At 53.4% G+C, this 17,654-nt stretch carries 18 protein-coding genes; 13 read left to right on the forward strand and 5 right to left on the reverse strand.

The window, feature by feature from the left end; translation table 11 throughout:
• Positions 1-134 precede the first annotated feature (134 nt).
• Entirely contained in the window at positions 135-752 is a 618-nt protein-coding gene (locus AB8996_RS05180; RefSeq protein WP_369297911.1) for an AAA family ATPase, read from the reverse strand.
• Positions 753-1,064: 312 nt separating this feature from the next.
• Between AB8996_RS05180 and AB8996_RS05185 the strand changes: the two genes are divergently transcribed.
• From AB8996_RS05185 to AB8996_RS05215, 7 genes are all read left to right on the forward strand, one after another.
• Positions 1,065-1,748, forward strand: a complete 684-nt coding sequence (locus tag AB8996_RS05185) for a response regulator transcription factor (RefSeq protein ID WP_369297912.1) — start codon at positions 1,065-1,067, stop codon at positions 1,746-1,748.
• The gene (locus AB8996_RS05190; protein WP_369297913.1) at positions 1,748-3,187 is read left to right on the forward strand and encodes a sensor histidine kinase; all 1,440 of its coding nucleotides are present in this window, start codon (positions 1,748-1,750) and stop codon (positions 3,185-3,187) included. Before AB8996_RS05185 ends, AB8996_RS05190 begins: the two co-directional genes overlap by 1 nt.
• 126 nt (positions 3,188-3,313) lie before the next feature.
• Positions 3,314-4,240: an LD-carboxypeptidase gene (locus AB8996_RS05195; protein ID WP_369297914.1), complete on the forward strand. Its 927-nt coding sequence runs from the start codon at positions 3,314-3,316 to the stop codon at positions 4,238-4,240.
• A complete protein-coding gene (locus AB8996_RS05200) occupies positions 4,241-4,690 on the forward strand; it encodes a GNAT family N-acetyltransferase (RefSeq protein WP_369297915.1) in 450 nt (149 codons plus the stop codon).
• Positions 4,691-4,742: 52 nt separating this feature from the next.
• Complete coding sequence (locus AB8996_RS05205) at positions 4,743-5,582, forward strand: P-loop NTPase (protein WP_369297969.1); 840 nt, start codon at positions 4,743-4,745, stop codon at positions 5,580-5,582.
• 401 nt (positions 5,583-5,983) lie between these two features.
• Positions 5,984-6,250: a hypothetical protein gene (locus tag AB8996_RS05210; RefSeq protein WP_369297916.1), complete on the forward strand. Its 267-nt coding sequence runs from the start codon at positions 5,984-5,986 to the stop codon at positions 6,248-6,250.
• 72 nt (positions 6,251-6,322) lie between these two features.
• Positions 6,323-7,759: a hypothetical protein gene (locus AB8996_RS05215; RefSeq protein ID WP_369297917.1), complete on the forward strand. Its 1,437-nt coding sequence runs from the start codon at positions 6,323-6,325 to the stop codon at positions 7,757-7,759.
• 218 nt (positions 7,760-7,977) lie between these two features.
• Here AB8996_RS05215 and AB8996_RS05220 read toward each other — a convergent pair whose 3' ends face one another.
• Complete coding sequence (locus AB8996_RS05220) at positions 7,978-8,505, reverse strand: peptidylprolyl isomerase (protein ID WP_369297918.1); 528 nt, start codon at positions 8,503-8,505, stop codon at positions 7,978-7,980.
• Between the two features lie 146 nt (positions 8,506-8,651).
• Here AB8996_RS05220 and AB8996_RS05225 point away from each other — a divergent pair, with 146 nt between their 5' ends.
• Both AB8996_RS05225 and AB8996_RS05230 read left to right on the forward strand, forming a co-directional pair.
• Entirely contained in the window at positions 8,652-9,410 is a 759-nt protein-coding gene (locus AB8996_RS05225; RefSeq protein ID WP_369297919.1) for an exodeoxyribonuclease III, read from the forward strand.
• A 4-nt stretch (positions 9,411-9,414) separates the two neighbouring features.
• A complete protein-coding gene (locus AB8996_RS05230; protein ID WP_369297920.1) occupies positions 9,415-10,146 on the forward strand; it encodes an NAD-dependent protein deacylase in 732 nt (243 codons plus the stop codon).
• Positions 10,147-10,217: 71 nt separating this feature from the next.
• Here the strand turns inward: AB8996_RS05230 and AB8996_RS05235 are convergent, their stop codons facing one another.
• Positions 10,218-11,645 (reverse strand): hypothetical protein, encoded by a 1,428-nt coding sequence (locus AB8996_RS05235; RefSeq protein WP_369297921.1) that lies wholly within the window; start codon positions 11,643-11,645, stop codon positions 10,218-10,220.
• A 75-nt stretch (positions 11,646-11,720) separates the two neighbouring features.
• Positions 11,721-11,966 carry a hypothetical protein gene (locus tag AB8996_RS05240; RefSeq protein WP_369297922.1) on the reverse strand — a complete coding sequence of 82 codons (246 nt, stop codon included), beginning with the start codon at positions 11,964-11,966 and terminating at the stop codon, positions 11,721-11,723.
• 494 nt (positions 11,967-12,460) lie between these two features.
• On the opposite strand from AB8996_RS05240, the gene dinB reads away from it, so the two are divergent.
• Genes dinB through AB8996_RS05260 form a run of 4 tightly spaced genes read left to right on the forward strand, consistent with a single transcriptional unit; the run spans position 12,461 to position 16,091 of the window.
• The gene (dinB, locus tag AB8996_RS05245; RefSeq protein WP_369297923.1) at positions 12,461-13,666 is read left to right on the forward strand and encodes a DNA polymerase IV; all 1,206 of its coding nucleotides are present in this window, start codon (positions 12,461-12,463) and stop codon (positions 13,664-13,666) included.
• Positions 13,659-14,027: a RidA family protein gene (locus AB8996_RS05250; RefSeq protein ID WP_369297924.1), complete on the forward strand. Its 369-nt coding sequence runs from the start codon at positions 13,659-13,661 to the stop codon at positions 14,025-14,027. Before dinB ends, AB8996_RS05250 begins: the two co-directional genes overlap by 8 nt.
• Positions 14,028-14,064: 37 nt before the next feature.
• A complete protein-coding gene (locus AB8996_RS05255) occupies positions 14,065-15,363 on the forward strand; it encodes a putative DNA modification/repair radical SAM protein (protein WP_369297925.1) in 1,299 nt (432 codons plus the stop codon).
• A complete protein-coding gene (locus AB8996_RS05260) occupies positions 15,342-16,091 on the forward strand; it encodes a TIGR03915 family putative DNA repair protein (RefSeq protein ID WP_369297926.1) in 750 nt (249 codons plus the stop codon). The genes AB8996_RS05255 and AB8996_RS05260 overlap by 22 nt, the downstream gene beginning before the upstream one ends.
• A gap of 146 nt (positions 16,092-16,237) precedes the next feature.
• Here the strand turns inward: AB8996_RS05260 and AB8996_RS05265 are convergent, their stop codons facing one another.
• Complete coding sequence (locus AB8996_RS05265; protein ID WP_369297927.1) at positions 16,238-17,653, reverse strand: MBOAT family protein; 1,416 nt, start codon at positions 17,651-17,653, stop codon at positions 16,238-16,240.
• Between the last annotated feature and the right edge of the window lies 1 nt (position 17,654).

The following is a 17,654-nucleotide window of genomic DNA, read 5'->3' on the forward strand; positions in this document are numbered from 1 at the left end:
CAAAAATTCCGAGAGGTGTTGCAGGCAAAAAAATCGGAGAGGATATCCTCTCCGATTTTTAGTAAAGAGATGCAACTTGTCTTCTAAAGCTTAAAACGGAAGCAGCACATGGAACAACTGCCGCAGGCAGCCGCTTATTTATCCAACCGTCTGGCAGCGTCGGCAACCAGCTCCACCGCTTCTTCAATGGTAAATTTGGACGTGTCCAGCGTAAAATCGTAATTGTTCAAGTCGTCCCAGCGGTTGTTGGAATAGAAATTGTAGTAATTGGCGCGCTGCTTATCCTTTTTGGATACGAAATCAGGCGCTTTCTTTTCCTCACACAGCCCTTTTGCCACAATGCGCTGCACCCGGGAGGCTTTGTCGGCGTGGATAAATACATTCAGGGCGTTTGGAAACTCCCGCAGGATATAGTCCGCACACCGCCCCACGATGACGCAGGAACCTTCCTCCGCAGCCTTTTTGATAATGTCTGACTGAATGAGGAACAGCTTGTCGTTGATGGGCATTTCATTTAAGCCCGGAATGCGGGAGCCGAACCCGTAGCCGCCCACGACCATGGAATACAGCAGGCTGCTGGTGGCTTTCTCGTCTGCGTGCTCAAAAACTTCTTCAGAAAGACCGCTCTGCTTTGCCGCCATGGCGATCAGCGCCTTATCGTAATAAGGGATACCCAGCTTTTGCGCAAGCTTTTCGCCAACCTCATGACCTCCGCTTCCGTATTGGCGGGCAATGGTGATAACGGGCAACATAACGACCCCTCCTTGTAACAATACCCCAATATTTTTCTTTACAAAAACAGAAATATGGGTATCTTATATAATTATTCTATCACTTTTCCCGGAAAAGTCAACAGGAAAGTCCCCTGCCCTTGAAAAAATTTTTCTCCCGGACTATACTGAAACGTAGGAAGCGGGCACTTTTCCCGCAAAGCTGCGCTTTTTATCGGAAATTTGGAAAACCATCACGGAAACTTCACAAAAAGATGTTTTACTGAAGCAGAGACAATTTTCGGCGCAGGGAGAAGCCTTCTCCGCGCCGGGACAAGAGAAAGGACGAATGGCATGTACCGTATCCTTGTGACGGACGACGAAGAAAAAATCAGAATGCTGATCCGCAAATACGCTGAGTTTGAGGGGCATAAGGTCACGGAAGCGGAAAACGGAATGCAGGCGGTGGAGCTTTGCCGCAAGGACCCGACCCAGTTCGACGTGATCGTCATGGACGTGATGATGCCGGAGCTGGACGGTTTTTCCGCTGTGGCTGAGATACGTAAGGTCACCGCCGCCCCGGTGCTGATGCTTTCCGCCAGAGGAGAGGAGTACGACAGGATCCATGGCTTCGAGCTGGGTGTGGACGATTACGTGGTCAAGCCATTTTCTCCCAAGGAGCTGCTCATGCGCATTGGCGCCATTATGAACCGGGTAAATCCTCAGGCAGCTTCCGTCAAGCGGAATACCGCTTCTTTTGAGGGGCTTTCTATCGACTTTGACGCCCGCGTGGTCACCGTTGACGGCGGGCGCGTTGACCTTTCCCCCAAGGAATATGACCTTCTGGTATACATGGTGAACAACAAGGACCTGGCGCTGACCCGGGAAATGCTGATCACCAATGTGTGGGGCTATGATTTTTACGGCGACGACAGGACTTTGGATACCCACATCAAGCTGCTGCGGAAATCCCTGGGGCAGTACAGCAAGTTTATCGTGACCCTCCGGGGCGTGGGTTACCGCTTCGAGGTGATATGATGGAAACAGGGTATCCTCTTTTTTCCCCGGTGGAAAAGCCGCCGAAAAAGCCGCTGAATATCCGCTGGCAGATCGCTTTGGGCTTTGGCGTGTTCATTTTGGTGGTGGCTGTGCTGCTGTGGGTGTTCCAGATCGCGCTGCTGGGTCCCTTTTATCAGGCAATAAAAACCGAAGAGGTCAAGCGGACGGCGGCGCTGATCGAAAGCAAGCTGGAGCAGGAGGATCTGGATCTGCAGGTAAAGAAGCTCTCCAACGATCTGGGCATCAACGTGCTGGTCACGGACCCGCTGGGCACCCAGTACAGCGCGTGGAAGCCCACCCAGCGGGAATGCCTGATCGAGACCATGACCCGCAGCGATCTGGTAGCGCTTTTTGACGAGGTGAATCTGGCAGGGGGCAAGAGGATCGCCGTATGCGATTCTCCCTTTGTCTATCAGGACGGCGTCCGCCCCCATGTGATCCTCTATGTGGGGATCGCCAGGACCAATACCGGGCTGAACCGCATGATCTTGATCGAAAGCGAGATCACCCCGGTGGACGCCACCGTGGAGACGCTGAAGGTGCAGCTTGTCTGCGTGACGGCGGTGATGGTGCTTTTGGGCGGTATCCTGGCGCTGTTCATTGCCCGGCGGATCTCCCGCCCGGTGGCGGCGGTGAATGAAGCCGCCAAAGAACTGGCAAAGGGAAATTATGAGATACGCTTTGCGGAAAGCGGCTCCAGGGAAGTCAGCGAGCTGGCGCAGACCCTGAATTACGCCGCCGGGGAGCTTTCCAAGGTGGAAGGTCTCCGCCGGGAGCTGCTGGCAAATGTTTCCCACGACCTCCGCACCCCGCTGACCATGATCCGCGGCTACAGCGAGGTCATGCGGGATCTGCCCGGGGAGAACACCCCGGAGAATGTGCAGATCATTATAGACGAAACCGAGCGCCTTACCAGCCTGGTGAACGACCTGTTGGATTTATCCCGGCTGGAATCGGGCGTGCTTACTCTGGATAAAAGCCGGTTCAACCTGACCGAAAGCATTCGAGCGATCCTGCACCGTTACGACAAGCTGGCGGATTACAGCTTTCCCTTTGAAGCCTCAGAGGACGTGTTCGTCACAGCGGACGAGCTGAAAATCTCCCAGGTGGTCTATAATCTGGTGAACAACGCCATCACCTATGCCGGAGAGGATAAGACCGTCACCCTGCGGCAGACCGTGACGGACGGCAGGGTGCGGGTCTCCGTGACCGACACCGGCGAGGGTATCCCGGCGGATAAGCTGCGGGATATTTGGGAGCGGTACTACAAGGTGGACAAGGAGCACAGGCGCGCCCAGGTGGGCACCGGGCTGGGGCTGTCCATTGTGAAAAATATTCTGGAGCTTCACGGCGGCGCCTATGGCGTGGAAAGCGAGCTGGGCGCGGGCAGCACCTTTTGGTTTGAGCTGCCTTGTTAGTTGTTAGCCGTTAGAATGGGCGTGACGTTAGGCGTTAGCTGTTAGGAAAAGGCGAGCGCCCGGCGGAGTTGCACTTTTTCCCGTTTCGTGATAGACTGGAAAAGCTGAAAAAGGGGAGTGAAAGCCATGAGGGCAGGTGTGTTGTCTGAAAACGGCGTCATCGGGCTCTGCTGTCCCAGCCATGTTCCGCTGTATGAAGCGGCGCCGGGACAGGAAGTGCCCTGGACACGAGAATATAAAAATATCATTGCCGCCATGGAGCAGCAGGGCTTTTCCGTGGTGCAGGCAAAAAATATGTACCAAAAGACCTGGGGGTTTCTTGCTTCCGACTGGGAACGGGGAGAGGACTTCAACCAGCTGGCTGCCGAAAAAAGCGTGGAGCTGATCCTGTTCGGCGGGGGAGAAGGCGCGCCGGAGGTGCCGCCCTATCTGGATTTCGATTTGTTCCGGGAGAACCCCAAAAGAGTGATGAGCTACAGCGACGGCACCACGATCTTGAACGCCGTCTGGGCAAGGACGGGTCTGGAAACCTATTACGGGCAGGACCCGGTGTGCCTTTTGGAGCAGACAGAATATAACCGCCGTCACTTTGCAGGGCATATTTTAAGCGACAGCATGACTACCCACGAAAAGGCTTCCCCCTGGCGCTCTCTTACGCCCGGCGCCGCCGAGGGCGTGCTGGTGGGTGGATACCTGCTGAATTTTATCCTGCTGCTCGGCACAGAATATTTTCCTGTTGACCTGCGGGAGCCCCACCTGCTGTTTTTGGAGGACCATGAAAAGTTCGGCGGGGAAGCCCACATCAGCAGCCAGCTGGGCTATCTGGAGCAAAGCGATTTCATGAAGTCCGTTACCGGGCTGATTTTCGGGAATTATTCCGACAGCCCTTGTCCCGACCTGTACGCCCGGCTCAAGCTGCTGGGGGAGCGCCACCATATCCCGGTGGTGTACTGCGACGATTTCGGGCACGGGGAAAATAAGGCGATCCTTCCCATCGGGCGCAGCGCCCGGCTGGAGGTCGGCGAAAGCGGTTCGACGCTGCGGTACTTGTAAATGGGAATTATTGCGCACACAATGGAGTACCGGGGGGCGAAGCTGCCGCCGGGTCCTGCCCTGAGGAATTACCGCGACAGCGATTATGAAAGCTACCGGCAGCTCTATAACGCCGGTTTTGCCGAAATGCGGGCGGCGCTGGGGCTGACGCCCATTGATTGCTGCCGCAGCCGGGAAGAATTGATGGAAAAATCCGGCGACATTTTCCTTTTGGAAAAAGACGGCGAGCTGGCGGGCACCGTGGCGGTCTACGGCAGAGAGATAGACGATCTGGTGGTGGCAAAAGCGTATCAGGGACAGGGTATCGGCAAATCGCTGCTGCTTTTCGCGACAGCGCGGATATTGGCAGCCGGCTCTGTCCCCACTCTGCATGTGGCAGATTGGAACCAAACCGCCGTGCGCCTATATGAGCATAACGGCTTTGTCATAATAAACACAGAAACACTGTGATAGCTTTTCGCAGAAAAATCTCACGAGGAGGAAATAAACAATGAGCGAAAACATGGAAAACTGCACCCACGACTGTTCTACCTGCGGGGAGAACTGCCCTTCCCGCGCAGAACCCCAGAGCTTTCTGGAAAAGACCAACGACCTGAGCCATGTGAAGAAGATCATCGGCGTAGTCAGCGGCAAGGGCGGCGTGGGCAAATCGCTGGTCACGTCCCTGCTGGCAACGGAGCTGCGCCGCCGGGAAAATAAGGTGGCTGTGCTGGATGCCGACATCACGGGACCTTCTATCCCCAAGTGCTTTGGGCTCAAGCAGCGGGCAATGTCTGACGAAAACGGGCTTTACCCGGTGGAAACGAAAACCGGCGTGAAGGTCATGAGCGTGAACCTGCTGCTGGAGGAGGAGACCAGCCCTGTGGTGTGGCGGGGGCCTGTCATTGCCGGGGCGATCAAGCAGTTCTGGACGGACGTCATCTGGGGCGACGTGGATTATATGTTTGTGGATATGCCTCCCGGGACCGGGGACGCGCCGCTGACGGTGTTCCAGTCCCTGCCCCTTGACGGCATCATCATCGTCACCTCCCCCCAGGAGCTGGTGAGTATGATCGTTTCCAAGGCGGTGGAAATGGCGAAGATGATGAACGTGCCGGTGCTGGGGCTGGTGGAGAACATGAGCTACTTCACCTGCCCGGACTGCGGCAAGCAATTCTCCGTGTTCGGCGAAAGCCACATCGACGAGGTGGCGGCGAAGTATGATTTGAAGGTGCTGGGCAAGCTGCCCATTGAGCCGAAGCTGGCAGCCGCCTGCGACCACGGTGCTGTAGAGCTTTTCGAGGGCGGCTGGCTGAACGACGCGGCAGACCTGCTGGAAAGCCTGCCCGTACAGGAGCAGTAAAAAAGGCAAGCAAAAAGTAAGTAAAAAACAGGCGGAGAGCTCTCCGCCTGTTTTTTTACTGTATTGACAAAACAAAATTTCAGATTATAATTTAATAATGATTATATCGTGTTTGGAATTATTTTTGCAAAAATCGTTCTGTACTTTGAAAAATGAAAATAGGGAAAATGGGCAGACAGAGCCGGATAGCCTGTTTTTGAGAAAGCTGGAAAATATGTGACATAGAAAACCTCTTATACTAAAATGAAAGTTACAAGAGGGTAGCGTCATTTTTACGCACTACGCAGGTTTGTGTAAAGATAGCCTGCCCGTGCATAGGAATAAGGTCAATACGGAATTGTCCTCCTGCGCCAAGTGAATGCATTCACATTAAAATCCCATTTTGAAAAGAGGTGAAACATATGAAAAAAGCGCTGTCTCTGCTTCTGGTGCTGGCGCTGGCTCTGGCGATCTTCGCCCTCCCCGCCGCCGCAGAAACCCATGACCATGACGGCTGCGCCGATTGTGCTGCCGAAAGCGTCATTCTCCGCAGACCGCCGATTATCTTTTGTTCTTATTGCGGCGGTTCTATGAAATTTACCAGAAAAGTTGGTAATCAGTATCTGTATGCCTGCACCAATCAAGATTGTTATTTGTATGGTGAAGAGTACGTAGGACCGTCTTTCTAAATGGAAATGAGGAGCGGTGATGGGCGATTGCCTGTTGCCGCTTTTCTATATGAGTTGGAGAGGAGTGTTGTGATGAGATATGTAAAAAGGATGTCCGCCGCGTTGATTTGCGCTCTGCTACTGGTAGTTTCTGTTTCCACCTGTAACGCACCGGCAGTGAACCGACCACTGCATATCCTTATAGATATTCCGACAGAGCCATGGTTTATAAGCTCAAAGAAAATCACCGAAGGTTTGAAAGATTACCTTCAATATGTCTATGACATGGATCCAGAGGACGTGGAGGTCGAGTTCCTGCCGGAAGAAGAATCGGAGCGCAGTGTTCGCATTTCTGCTTTGCGTACAGCAATTATTTCCGGCGAAGGACCTGACGTGTTCGTAGTATCCAGTGAGCTTCCAGCAGGACAGGAGCGAAAGGATTTTCTGAAAACGGCAAATGCGGACTCGCCTTTTCACAATATTATGGCGCCAAGAGAACGGTTGTTTCAAGACCCGCAGTCCGCGATGGAAAAAGGGCTGTTTCTTCCTTTGGACGATTATCTTGCCAAAGCACAGTTTTTCGATGCAGGTGTGATTGAACCTGCTGTCTTGGCGGCGGGGCAGACAGATGAGGGGCAGATGCTGATTCCATTGGCGTTTACTTTCCCCACCGCAATTTTTCAGGAAGGCATCGCAGGCAGGTCGAATGCCGAACAGAACGCATACGGCGCGGCGGCGTGGAACCAATTCCCAGACCTGTTCGGGCAGATTGTGGACTACAAAGCGGAAACGCTGCTGTTCTCGGAAGCAGAACTGCTGGAAACTGTACGAGACGCATTGGCAAAGGGCGATATAGAGCCAGGGTCGATCAATGGGGACGCGGATAATGATATGGACTTGCGTCTTTTCTTTTTTCCGGAAAAGACGGAGGGGCTTGTGGCAGTGTGCGATTTGAATCACTATGATCTGCGGTATTGGCAACCGACTTATTTCAGTGGAGAGTGGCAGGAAGGAGCTATATCCGAAAAAATTGTCCCTATTAAAAACCGGGAAAGCGGTGTGACAGCGCAGATCACTGCCTATATTGGTATCAATAGCAACACGCCGCGTCCGAAAGAAGCCTTTCAGGTGTTAGACTTGCTGACCCGCCGAGAGGCAATGGGAAACATTCCTGTAAGAGAAGACCCGAAAAACCTCTTGCCGTATCATGTCCTGTTTTTGTGTTATGATGTGTACGGTGTACCCTCTCGCAACGATTTACTGGGTAGCGATTACGGTGGCTCGTTTGGATACAGGCAGTCCTATGTGGGACAGTTGACGGGAAAGACAGAATTTATTGCCAGTCCCGTTACTTTCGATATTTACAAAAACCTCCGCGCCCAGGTGACCACCGCCCGTTTTTACGGTGAACTGGATTGGGAGTTGCAGGAAATGTTCAATGCCTGCCGGGAAGCGGAATCAGACGAAGAGATCGAAAAAATCGTCTCCAAAGCCTACGACATCATGCTGATGATCTTAGCGGAAAGCTGAAAACGGGAAAATGTGGAACAAATGAAAAACCAAAAAACAGGAGGGAACGTTTTCTCCTGTTTTTTCTATCCTGCTTTCCGCATTGACAAAAGCATATCCCCGTTGTAATATCATTTTAGAGTGGACAGCGGTTTCCCTTTAAGGCGGCTGCAGGAAAAAGAAAAAAGGAAAAAGCCGGAGCTCTTTCCTTTGCCAATGGTATTTTGCTGTGGGAGCGATCAGCCGTGCTCTGAGCCGGTTTCAGGCTCCGGGTATTCCTCGCCGAAGGTCTCTACGGTCACTTTCTCCATGATCTGGTCCTCGTAGGGGCGGTCCGCCGGATCGCGGGGAGCGGAAACGATATCCTGCGCCACCTCAATGCCCTCGATCACCCTGCCGAACGCGGCATACTGCCCGTCCAGATGGGGCGCGTCCGCCACCATGATAAAGAACTGGGAGCCAGCGCTGTTGGGGCGCATGGAACGCGCCATGGACAGCACGCCGGTGGTGTGCTTCAGATCATTCTGAAAGCCGTTGGCGGAAAACTCCCCCTTGATACCGTAGCCGGGACCGCCCATGCCAGTGCCTTCCGGGTCGCCGCCCTGGATCATGAAGCCGGGGATCACACGGTGAAAAATCGTGCCGTCGTAAAATCCCTGCTGGATCAGGGAAACGAAATTATTCACGGTATTGGGCGCGATATCGGGGTACAGCTCCGCCTTTATGGTGCCGCGGGTGGTTTCAAAGGTCACAATGGGATTCTTCATAAAAGCATCTCCTTTTTTGTTCTTTGGGATATGGATTCAGTATAACAGATTTGAGAAGAAATTTCTCGAAATTTGAAAGAAATTCAGAAAAAATTTACAGAACAGAAAGAATTTGACGGATTCATCGGTTGAAAGGGGAACGGAATATGAAATTGGTATCCTGGAACGTCAACGGTCTGCGCGCCTGCATGGGAAAGGGCTTCGGAACATTTTTGCAGGAGGAAGCCCCGGATATTATTTGCCTGCAGGAAACAAAAATGCAGCGGGAGCAGGCGGATTTCGATTTCCCTGGCTACTTTGAATATTGGAACTCCGCCACTGTGCGTAAGGGCTATTCCGGCACGGCGGTGTTTTCCAAAACAGAACCGCTTTCCGTCTCTTACGGGCTGGGGAAAGAAGAATTTGACGGGGAGGGCAGGGTGATTGCCGCCGAATATCCCAATTTTATTTTGGTGACGGTCTACACGCCCAATTCCCAACGGGAGCTGACACGGCTCGGGTACCGTATGGAATTTGAAGACGCCTTTCGGGAATACCTGACAAGTCTGCGGAAGCAGAAGCCCGTGATCGTCTGCGGGGACATGAACGTGGCACACCGCCCCATTGACTTGAAAAACCCCAAGCCCAATGTGGGCAATGCCGGATTTACTTACGAGGAACGGGGCAAATTCGGCGAGCTGCTGGCAAGCGGATTTCTGGATACCTTCCGATATTTTTATCCCGAGCAGGAGGGGGCGTACTCCTGGTGGAGCTATATGTACCACTCCCGGGAAAACAACGCCGGGTGGCGGATCGACTATTTTCTGGCGGACGAGCGGCTGCAGGACAGTTTAGTGGACAGCCGGATCCTGTCCCAGGTGCCGGGCAGCGACCACTGCCCGGTAGAGCTTATGATAAAGGACTGAGCGTATGAGCAAGGAAATGGATACCCTGCGGCAATGGCTGAGGGAAAGCAGGCACACGGCATTTTTAGGCGGCGCAGGTGTTTCCACCGCCAGCGGCATTCCCGATTTTCGCAGCGCCTATGGGCTGTACCGGGAGCGCCAGCAGGGCATTTCCTATGAGGAAATGCTGTCCCACGGATATTTTACCCACCATACGGAAAAATTCTATGAATTTCTCCGGCAGGTCATGCTATATCCCGACGCCAAGCCCAACCCTGCCCACTATGCTTTGGCAAAGCTGGAGCAGGCAGGCAAGCTGGACGCGGTCATTACCCAGAATATTGACGGTCTGCACCAAATGGCAGGCAGCAAAACTGTCATCGAGCTCCACGGCAACGAGAACCGCTACTACTGCCTGTCCTGCGGAAAAACCTGCGATATGGATTTTATCCTGCACGGTGAGGGCGTGCCGAAATGCAGCTGCGGCGGGACGATCCGCCCGGACGTGGTGCTGTATGGCGAGCAGCTGGACCAGCGGAACATGGCACTGGCGGTGGAGTATATCGAGCGGGCGGAGTTGTTATTGGTGGGCGGCACCTCGCTGGTGGTGTACCCTGCGGCTGGGCTGGTGAATTATCTCAGCCGGGGCGCCAGGCTGGTGCTGCTGAACCGGGACGAAACGCCCTTTGACGGTCAGGCCGACCTTGTTTTCCGGCAGGATATCGCGGATATTTTGCAGGAAGCGGCAAAGCTGTAATTTTATGAGTCAAGCATCTCTCAGCGGCATTCCGTCAGCCGCTGGGAGATGCTTTTTCTTTCCTGAAAAATTCAGCTTTCCGCCAAGATCATCAGCATGGTGTCGTAAGCTTTGGAGACGATTTTTTCGATTTTTTCGTCTGATTCCGCTTCCAGACAGGCTTCGTACATGGTTTGCAGCTCCTGATCTAAGGCGCCGTAAAACCGTGCGTGGGTCACTTCGTTCCGCAGGGCGGTGTATTCGGCAAAAGCTTCCTCGTTCGGTCCGGGGTCAATGCCAATTTCAGAAATGTACCGCTGTCCAAAGGAATGCTTGGAATCGAACAGCATATCCTTTCCCGCAGGTACGCCAAAGGCAAAATTCAGCAAGATGGTTTGATGGTTCTTTCCGTTGGAATCGTACTCACCAATAAATGATTGAGTGCTTGGCAAAAACAACAGGTCTAAAAAGTCAAAAGCCTCCTGCGAGCGCTCTGTGTTACGATTGATACAGGCATAGCTGGTTATTCCCGCTGTGACCCCGCCCTCCATATTGCGGATCGGGGCAATCACCTGGCTGTGCAGTTCCGGCGTCTGACGGGCGTCGTAATATCCCGGTGACCATGGAGACACCGACATGTACTCTAGTTCACTTTCCAGCAGAAGCCCGTCAAGACCGTCAGAGGGCAGCACATCATTCTCTATGTCGGACAGTTCCTCTTCTTTTAGCCGTATAGCTTCCTTTACCCTGGCTAAAAGCTCTTCCCGGGAAAAGGTAAGGTTTTCCGTGTCATAATTACTATATTTTCCAAACAGGTCGGAGAATTGGTTCCACGCCGCCAATCCATACGCCTTTCTTACCGCAGAATCTTCCCAAATAAGAGCTTTCTGCCATGAATCAGGCATACTTCCCGCCTTTTGCAGGTCGGCTCTCCGATAAACGGCGTATGGAAACGTGATGGTAATGGGCAACACCATTTGCCCCTCCGCACTTTTTCCAGCGTCTAAAATAACGGGTTCCATAAAATTTGAACGAAAATATTTTGCTTTTTCAAGATACTTGTCCAATGGTAGAAAAAAGGAATTGTTTATGGCGGCTGTCACATCAGTAAAAAGTGGTTCACGGTAAAGTGTGCTTTCTTCAGGGTGCTCATTTTCCAGAAAATTCCAATCGTTGATGATGCGATTAGGGACATCGCAGCGCATGACAAAAACATCCGGTCCACCGCCCGCCATAATTTCGGTACGCAAAGCCGCAAGACGCACTTCTCTTTCAGCTTTATTCGCCGGCAGAACTTCAATCACAAAATTTCCATCGGCGATACCGTAATACCGCAAATAGTCTTCCAGCTCCGGCACACCATCTCCAGTATGCAGCAGCCCGGCTTTCTCACAGCAGAAAAGGTCGGTCAAAATGCGCAGGGGCTGTTTCTCCTCTGATTTCTGGCAGGAAGAAAATAAAAGCATGGACAACAAGCAAAGAATAATACAAACAAAATTTTTAGAACCTGAAAGCCTCATGCTATCACCTCGAAAAAGGGCAAAGAACCCATTTTGTAAAAAATGGGTTCCCTGTAAATGGACTGCAGTTCAAGTTTACGCTGCCGGAATGGTATAGGACAAATTACAATCGTAGCACTTATAGGTATCCAGATTTCCTACTCTGCCGGTATAAGTGCAAGGTAACCCACAATTCAGGCATTTGTACAGCCGTACCCTCGGCTGGATTTCCTCCGCACAGGCGGCGCAGCCGTCATGGTCATGGGTTTCCGCGGCGGCGGGCAGGGCGAAGATCGCCAGAGACAGCGCCAGCACCAGAAGCAGAGACAGCGCTTTTTTCATATGTTTCACCTCTTTTCAAAATGAGATTTTAATGTGAATGCATTCACTTGGCGCAGGAGGACAATTCCGTGTTGATCTTATTTCTATGCACAGGCAGGTTATCTTTACACGAACCTGCGTAGTGCGTAAAAATGACGCTATCCTCTTGTAACTTTCATTTTAGTACAAGAGGTTTTCCATGTCAATATATTTTTGAAAATTTTTCCTGTCAATATAATTATGGCTTTATCTCAGAAAAATTGTCTTTTATCCGCTTTCTTGTATTGCTTATCAAAGTCTATTATCTATAAAAAATTGATATGATTCTTCCCGTGCGTTGCCGATTTCCTACACCCGTTGTCCAGCACTGTACAAAGTTTCAGAGACAAGGGTCTCTCTTTTTGCAGGAACAAATTTTTGATTTTTCCGTAAATTTCCTCTTGACATTGCGAACACACGTTCTATAATAGAGATGGAGATGGCGAACACACGTTTGCGTTTGGGAGGTGACCATTGTGGAAAACGGCATTCTGCACGTCGATATGAATAATTTCTACGCCTCGGTAGAAACGCTGTACGCCCCGGAATACCGAGACGTTCCCATGGCGGTCGCCGGGGATAAGGAAAGCCGCCACGGCATTATCCTCGCCAAGAATATGCTGGCAAAGCAATACGGCGTAAAAACTGCCGAACCCATTTGGCAGGCAAAAAAGAAATGCCCGGATTTGCAGCTGCTTCCGCCCCATCACGAGCGGTACGCCCATTTTTCCCGATTGGCGAAGAAAATCTACTGTGAATACACCGATCTGGTAGAGAGCTTCAGCTTGGACGAATGCTGGCTGGACGTGTACGGCAGCGAAAAGCTGTTTGGCAGCGGGGAGGAGATCGCCGAGCAGATCCGCCGGCGCGTGAAGGACGAGCTGGGGCTGACCGTGTCCATCGGGGTGTCCTTTAACAAGGTATTCGCCAAGCTGGGCAGCGACTACAAAAAGCCGGACGCCGTCACCGTGTTCGGCAGGGAAGAAATGGAGAAGATCATCTGGAAGCTGCCCTGTGAAGCATTACTGCTCGTAGGCCCTCACACGGAAAAGACACTGAAAAAGTTTGGTATTCGCACCATTGGGGACATTGCCGGCATGGAGCTTTCCGCCATGCGCAGTATACTGGGCAGGATCGGGGAGACGCTGTGGGTCTATGCCAACGGTCTGGACAATTCCCCGGTTTGCGCCGCCGATGACCGTGAGCCGGTGAAAACCATCGGCAACAGCGTGACCCTGCCCCACGATATCGTGACCGAAACGGAGATCAGGGAAACCTTTCTCTCTCTGGCGGAAACGGTGGCTGCCCGGCTGCGGGCAGAGGGGGTAAAAGCCGGAGAGGTGCAGATCACCGTGAAAAATGGGGATTTTGAAGAGTTCCAGCGCCAGTGCAGGATCGAACCTGCCTGCGATTCCCAGTCCCTCTACCGGGCGGCGCTTTCCCTGTACCGCCGGGAAAACAGGCGCTGGGCGGTGCGGCTGCTGGGCATTCGGGCAGGGAAGCTGGCGCCTGCGGGAGAAGCACAGACCAGCCTGTTTGACAATGCGGACGACCGGGAACGGCTGGAGCGGCTGGAAACCGCAGTGGACGGTGTGCGGGAACGCTTTGGCAAGGGAAGCGTTTCCCGGGCGCTGACGATCCACCCGAAAAAGGAAAACAAAGGAGAGAGTGAGCATGAGTGAGATCATCAGGAAGGACTGCAACGGGGAATGGGCGCATTCCGGCATTATCAAGGCGGGAAATTTCTGCTTTTTGGGATATTGCGCAGGCAATGTGGGCGGGACTATGGAGGAACAGGTAAACGGCGCTTTTGACCAGATGGAGCAGCTGCTGAAGCTTTTCGGGCTGACACTGGAAAACGTAGTGCAGATGGACTGCCTGTTCCGGGACGTGTGGAACATTCCTGTTATGGAACAGGTGATCCGGGACCGCTTTCACGGGAAGTACCCCGTCCGCAAATCCATTCAGACGGAATTTGCCCACAGCGGCGGTCAGGCAGGCTTGCAGTTTCAGGTGGACGCCGTTGCCTACTGCCCGGACTGACCCACCCTAAAATCGTTGACCGAAGGAGCTTGGAACAATGGACTTACTGGAAAAGCTGGAAATTTTAACAGACGCCGCCAAATACGATGTGGCGTGCACCTCCAGCGGCGTGGACCGCCCCGGTCAGCCGGGAAAGCTGGGAAATGCGGTGAAAGCCGGGATATGCCACAGCTTTGCCGCCGACGGCAGGTGCATTTCGCTGCTGAAGGTCCTGATGAGCAACGACTGCGCCTATGACTGCTCCTATTGCGTGAACCGGCACTCTTTAGATGCAAAGCGGACCACCTTTACACCTGACGAGTTGGTGAGCCTGACCATTCAATTTTACCGTCGCAATTATATCGAGGGGCTGTTTTTGAGCTCCGCTGTGGTAAAAAACCCGGATTACACCTGCGAGCTGATGCTGAAGGCGCTGAAAAAGCTGCGGGAGGAAGAAAATTTCTGGGGGTATGTCCACGTAAAGGCGATCCCCGGGGCAAGCCCCCGGCTGACGGAGCAGCTGGGCTTTTATGCCGACCGCATGAGCGTGAATATTGAGCTGCCCTCTCAAAAGAGCCTTGCGTTGCTGGCGCCCCAGAAAAGCAAGGAAAAGATTTTAGCCCCCATGGGGCAGATTCGGGACGGCATTCGGGAGAACACCACCGATCTGGTGAAGTACAAGTCGGCGCAGAAATTTGTTCCCGCTGGGCAGTCCACCCAAATGATCATCGGCGCTTCCCCGGAAACCGACCGGCAGATCCTTTCCCTGACCGAGGGGCTGTACCGTAAATACAGCCTGAAAAGAGTGTTTTTTTCCGCTTATATGCCCATGGTCAGCGACAGGAACCTGCCCGCACGGGACACCCCGCCGCCGCTGCTGCGGGAGCACAGGCTCTATCAGGCGGACTGGCTGCTGCGGTTTTACGGCTTTCAGGCAGGGGAGATCCTGGACGATGAGCACCCGGACTTCAACCCATTGCTGGACCCGAAATGCAATTGGGCGGTGAACCACATGGAGCATTTCCCCGTGGAGATCAATCGCGCGCCTTACGAAATGCTGCTGCGCGTGCCGGGCATTGGGGTGAAAAGCGCCATGCGTATCCGCTCTGCCCGGCGGTACGCGAAATTGGATTTCGACGCTCTGAAAAAGCTGGGCGTGGTGCTGAAACGGGCAAAATATTTTATCGTATGCAATGGAAAATCCATTTCCCCCCTGCCTACGGATAACCCGGCGGTGATCGCCGGGGCAGTCAGCGAACGGGGCTTTTCCCAGCGGGAGCTTGCCCCGCCGGAGCAGATGTCCCTGTTTGCGCCCAGTAAGGAGGATAAGGTAAAATGCCTGACAGGTCAGATTTAGTGTATCGCTACGACGGCACGTTTCCCGGCTTCCTGTGCTGCGTGGCGGAATGCTTTCAGGATAAGCGCCTGCCCCAGGGCATTCAGCTGCTGGACGAGCCGCAGGCGACCCTGTTCCCGGTGAAAGCCATCGCTACGGAGGAAAAGCTTGCCGGGCGGGTAGAGCGCTCCATTCCCAAAAGGATTTCCCCGGAAGCCTACCACATGGTGCGCAGCGCTTTTCTCACCTGCATGGAGGAGAAGGAGATGAAGATACTCCGCTTCCTGCTGCTGGGCTACAAATACGGCGCGGCGGTGACAAAGCTTGCCGCCAATGACGACGTGCACGCCATGAACAAGGCGCTGCTGTACTTGAAAAATGAAGCCCACTACCATGTGGAGTTTCTGCGGTTTTCCGACCTGGGGGAATTTCTGGCGGCGGAGATCACCCCCAACAACAATGTGCTGCCCCTGATCGTCTCTCATTTCTGCGACAGGTTTTCCGGGGAGAACCTGATGATCTACGATAAAAACCACCATCTGGGCTTTCTCTACCGCAAAACCGGCAGCCGGGAGTTTTTCCAGGCGGACAGCATCGACCTGCCCCCGCCGGACGAGGAAGAAGAAGCGTACCGGGCGCTGTGGAAGCGCTTTGTGGACACGATCGCCATCGAAGGGCGGATAAACCCCAAGCTGCGCCGGAACAATATGCCCATGCGCTACTGGTGTAATATGACGGAATTTCAGTAAAAAAATTTTCCGGCAATGCCGTATTTGGGGCTGTTCGCGCTTTTCACGATGCTGTCCCTTTTGCATTTGATGAAATCAGCACATAAAGAAACAGGGCACTGGATTTTCCAATGGGAAATTCCAGTGCCCTGTTTTTCTGCAATGCGTCAGAAACGGAAATAAATGAAATAGTTGTAGGTGGCGCTGATGACGAAAGCCACACAGAGCACCATAAGCGCCAGATACAGTCCGTCTTCTATCAGCAGGACCAGCGTGCCGCCGGCGCCTTCCCTGGGAAGGCGCTTCCCCAGCTTTTTCAGCAACGGGGCAGAGCACACCACGCCCAACGGCACATAGAGCAGCGCCTTTACGATGGCGGTGTCCGCCGCGAGCATTCTGGTAAAGTCCGTGGGGGTGAAGTTGAACATCATGCCAAGGGCGGAGGTCATCTGACCGAAATCCGTCAGGTTGAAAATGACCCAGCCGATCAGCACAAAGAACATGGCGTACAGCCACCGCACCGCCTTGGGGCAGCGCTCCAGAAGCTTGCCCAGCCACAGCTTTTCCACCAGAAGCAGCAGCCCATAATACAGGCCCCACAGCAGGAAATTCCACTGTGCCCCGTGCCAGAAGCCGGTCAGCGCCCACACCGCCAGAATATTGAAGACCCAGCGGCTCTTTTTGACACGGTTGCCGCCCAGCGGAATGTAGATATAGTCCCGGAACCAGGTGGACAGGGAAATGTGCCACCGCCGCCAGAAATCCGTGATAGACAGGGACAGATAGGGATAATTGAAGTTTTCCAGGAAGTGGAAGCCGAACATTCTTCCCATGCCGATGGCCATATCGCTGTAGCCGGAGAAATCAAAATAAATTTGCAGCGCATAGGCGGCAGCCGCCAGCCAGTACATGGCGCTGCCGTATATCTCAGGGTTGCCGGCGTAGATGATCTCGGCAATGCGCCCCACGTTGTCGGCGATGATGACCTTTTTTGCCAGACCCAGAATGAACCGCTTCACGCCTGTGGTCACGTCCTCCAGGGTTTCGCGGCGGTCGAGGATTTCCGCTTCAATGGTCTGGTACCGCACGATGGGTCCCGCGATCAGCTGGGGGAAAAAGCTGACGTACAGGGTCAGGTAGAAATAGTTTTTTTGCAGCTGGATCTCCCCGCGGTAAAGGTCGATCACATAGGAAAGGATCTGGAACGTGTAGAAGCTGATGCCGATGGGCAGCGCGATGTCCGGCAGGGACAGCGGCACGCCCAGTTTGTTCAGGTTGTCCCCGAAGAAATTCAGGTACTTGAAGACGAACAGGTTCCCCGTAAGCAGCACCACGCCTGTGATAAACGCCGCTTTGCGCCTGCCGGGGCGCTCCTTCCAGTGCTCCATCAAAAGCCCGCAGAGATATGCCACCAGTGACGCCAACAGCAGCAGCACGATGTTTTTCGGCTCGCCCCAGGCGTAAAAGCCCAAAGAGCAGAGGAGCAGCACCGTATTGCGATAGGTACGGTTTTTGCAAACGTAGTAAAGACCAGCGCACAGGGGGAAGAACAGGTAGAGAAAGCTCAAGCTGCTGAATACCATA

Origin of the sequence: uncultured Neglectibacter sp. (assembly GCA_937958185.1) — a bacterium.
In the GTDB taxonomy this organism is placed as follows: Bacteria; Bacillota; Clostridia; order Oscillospirales; family Acutalibacteraceae; genus Acutalibacter.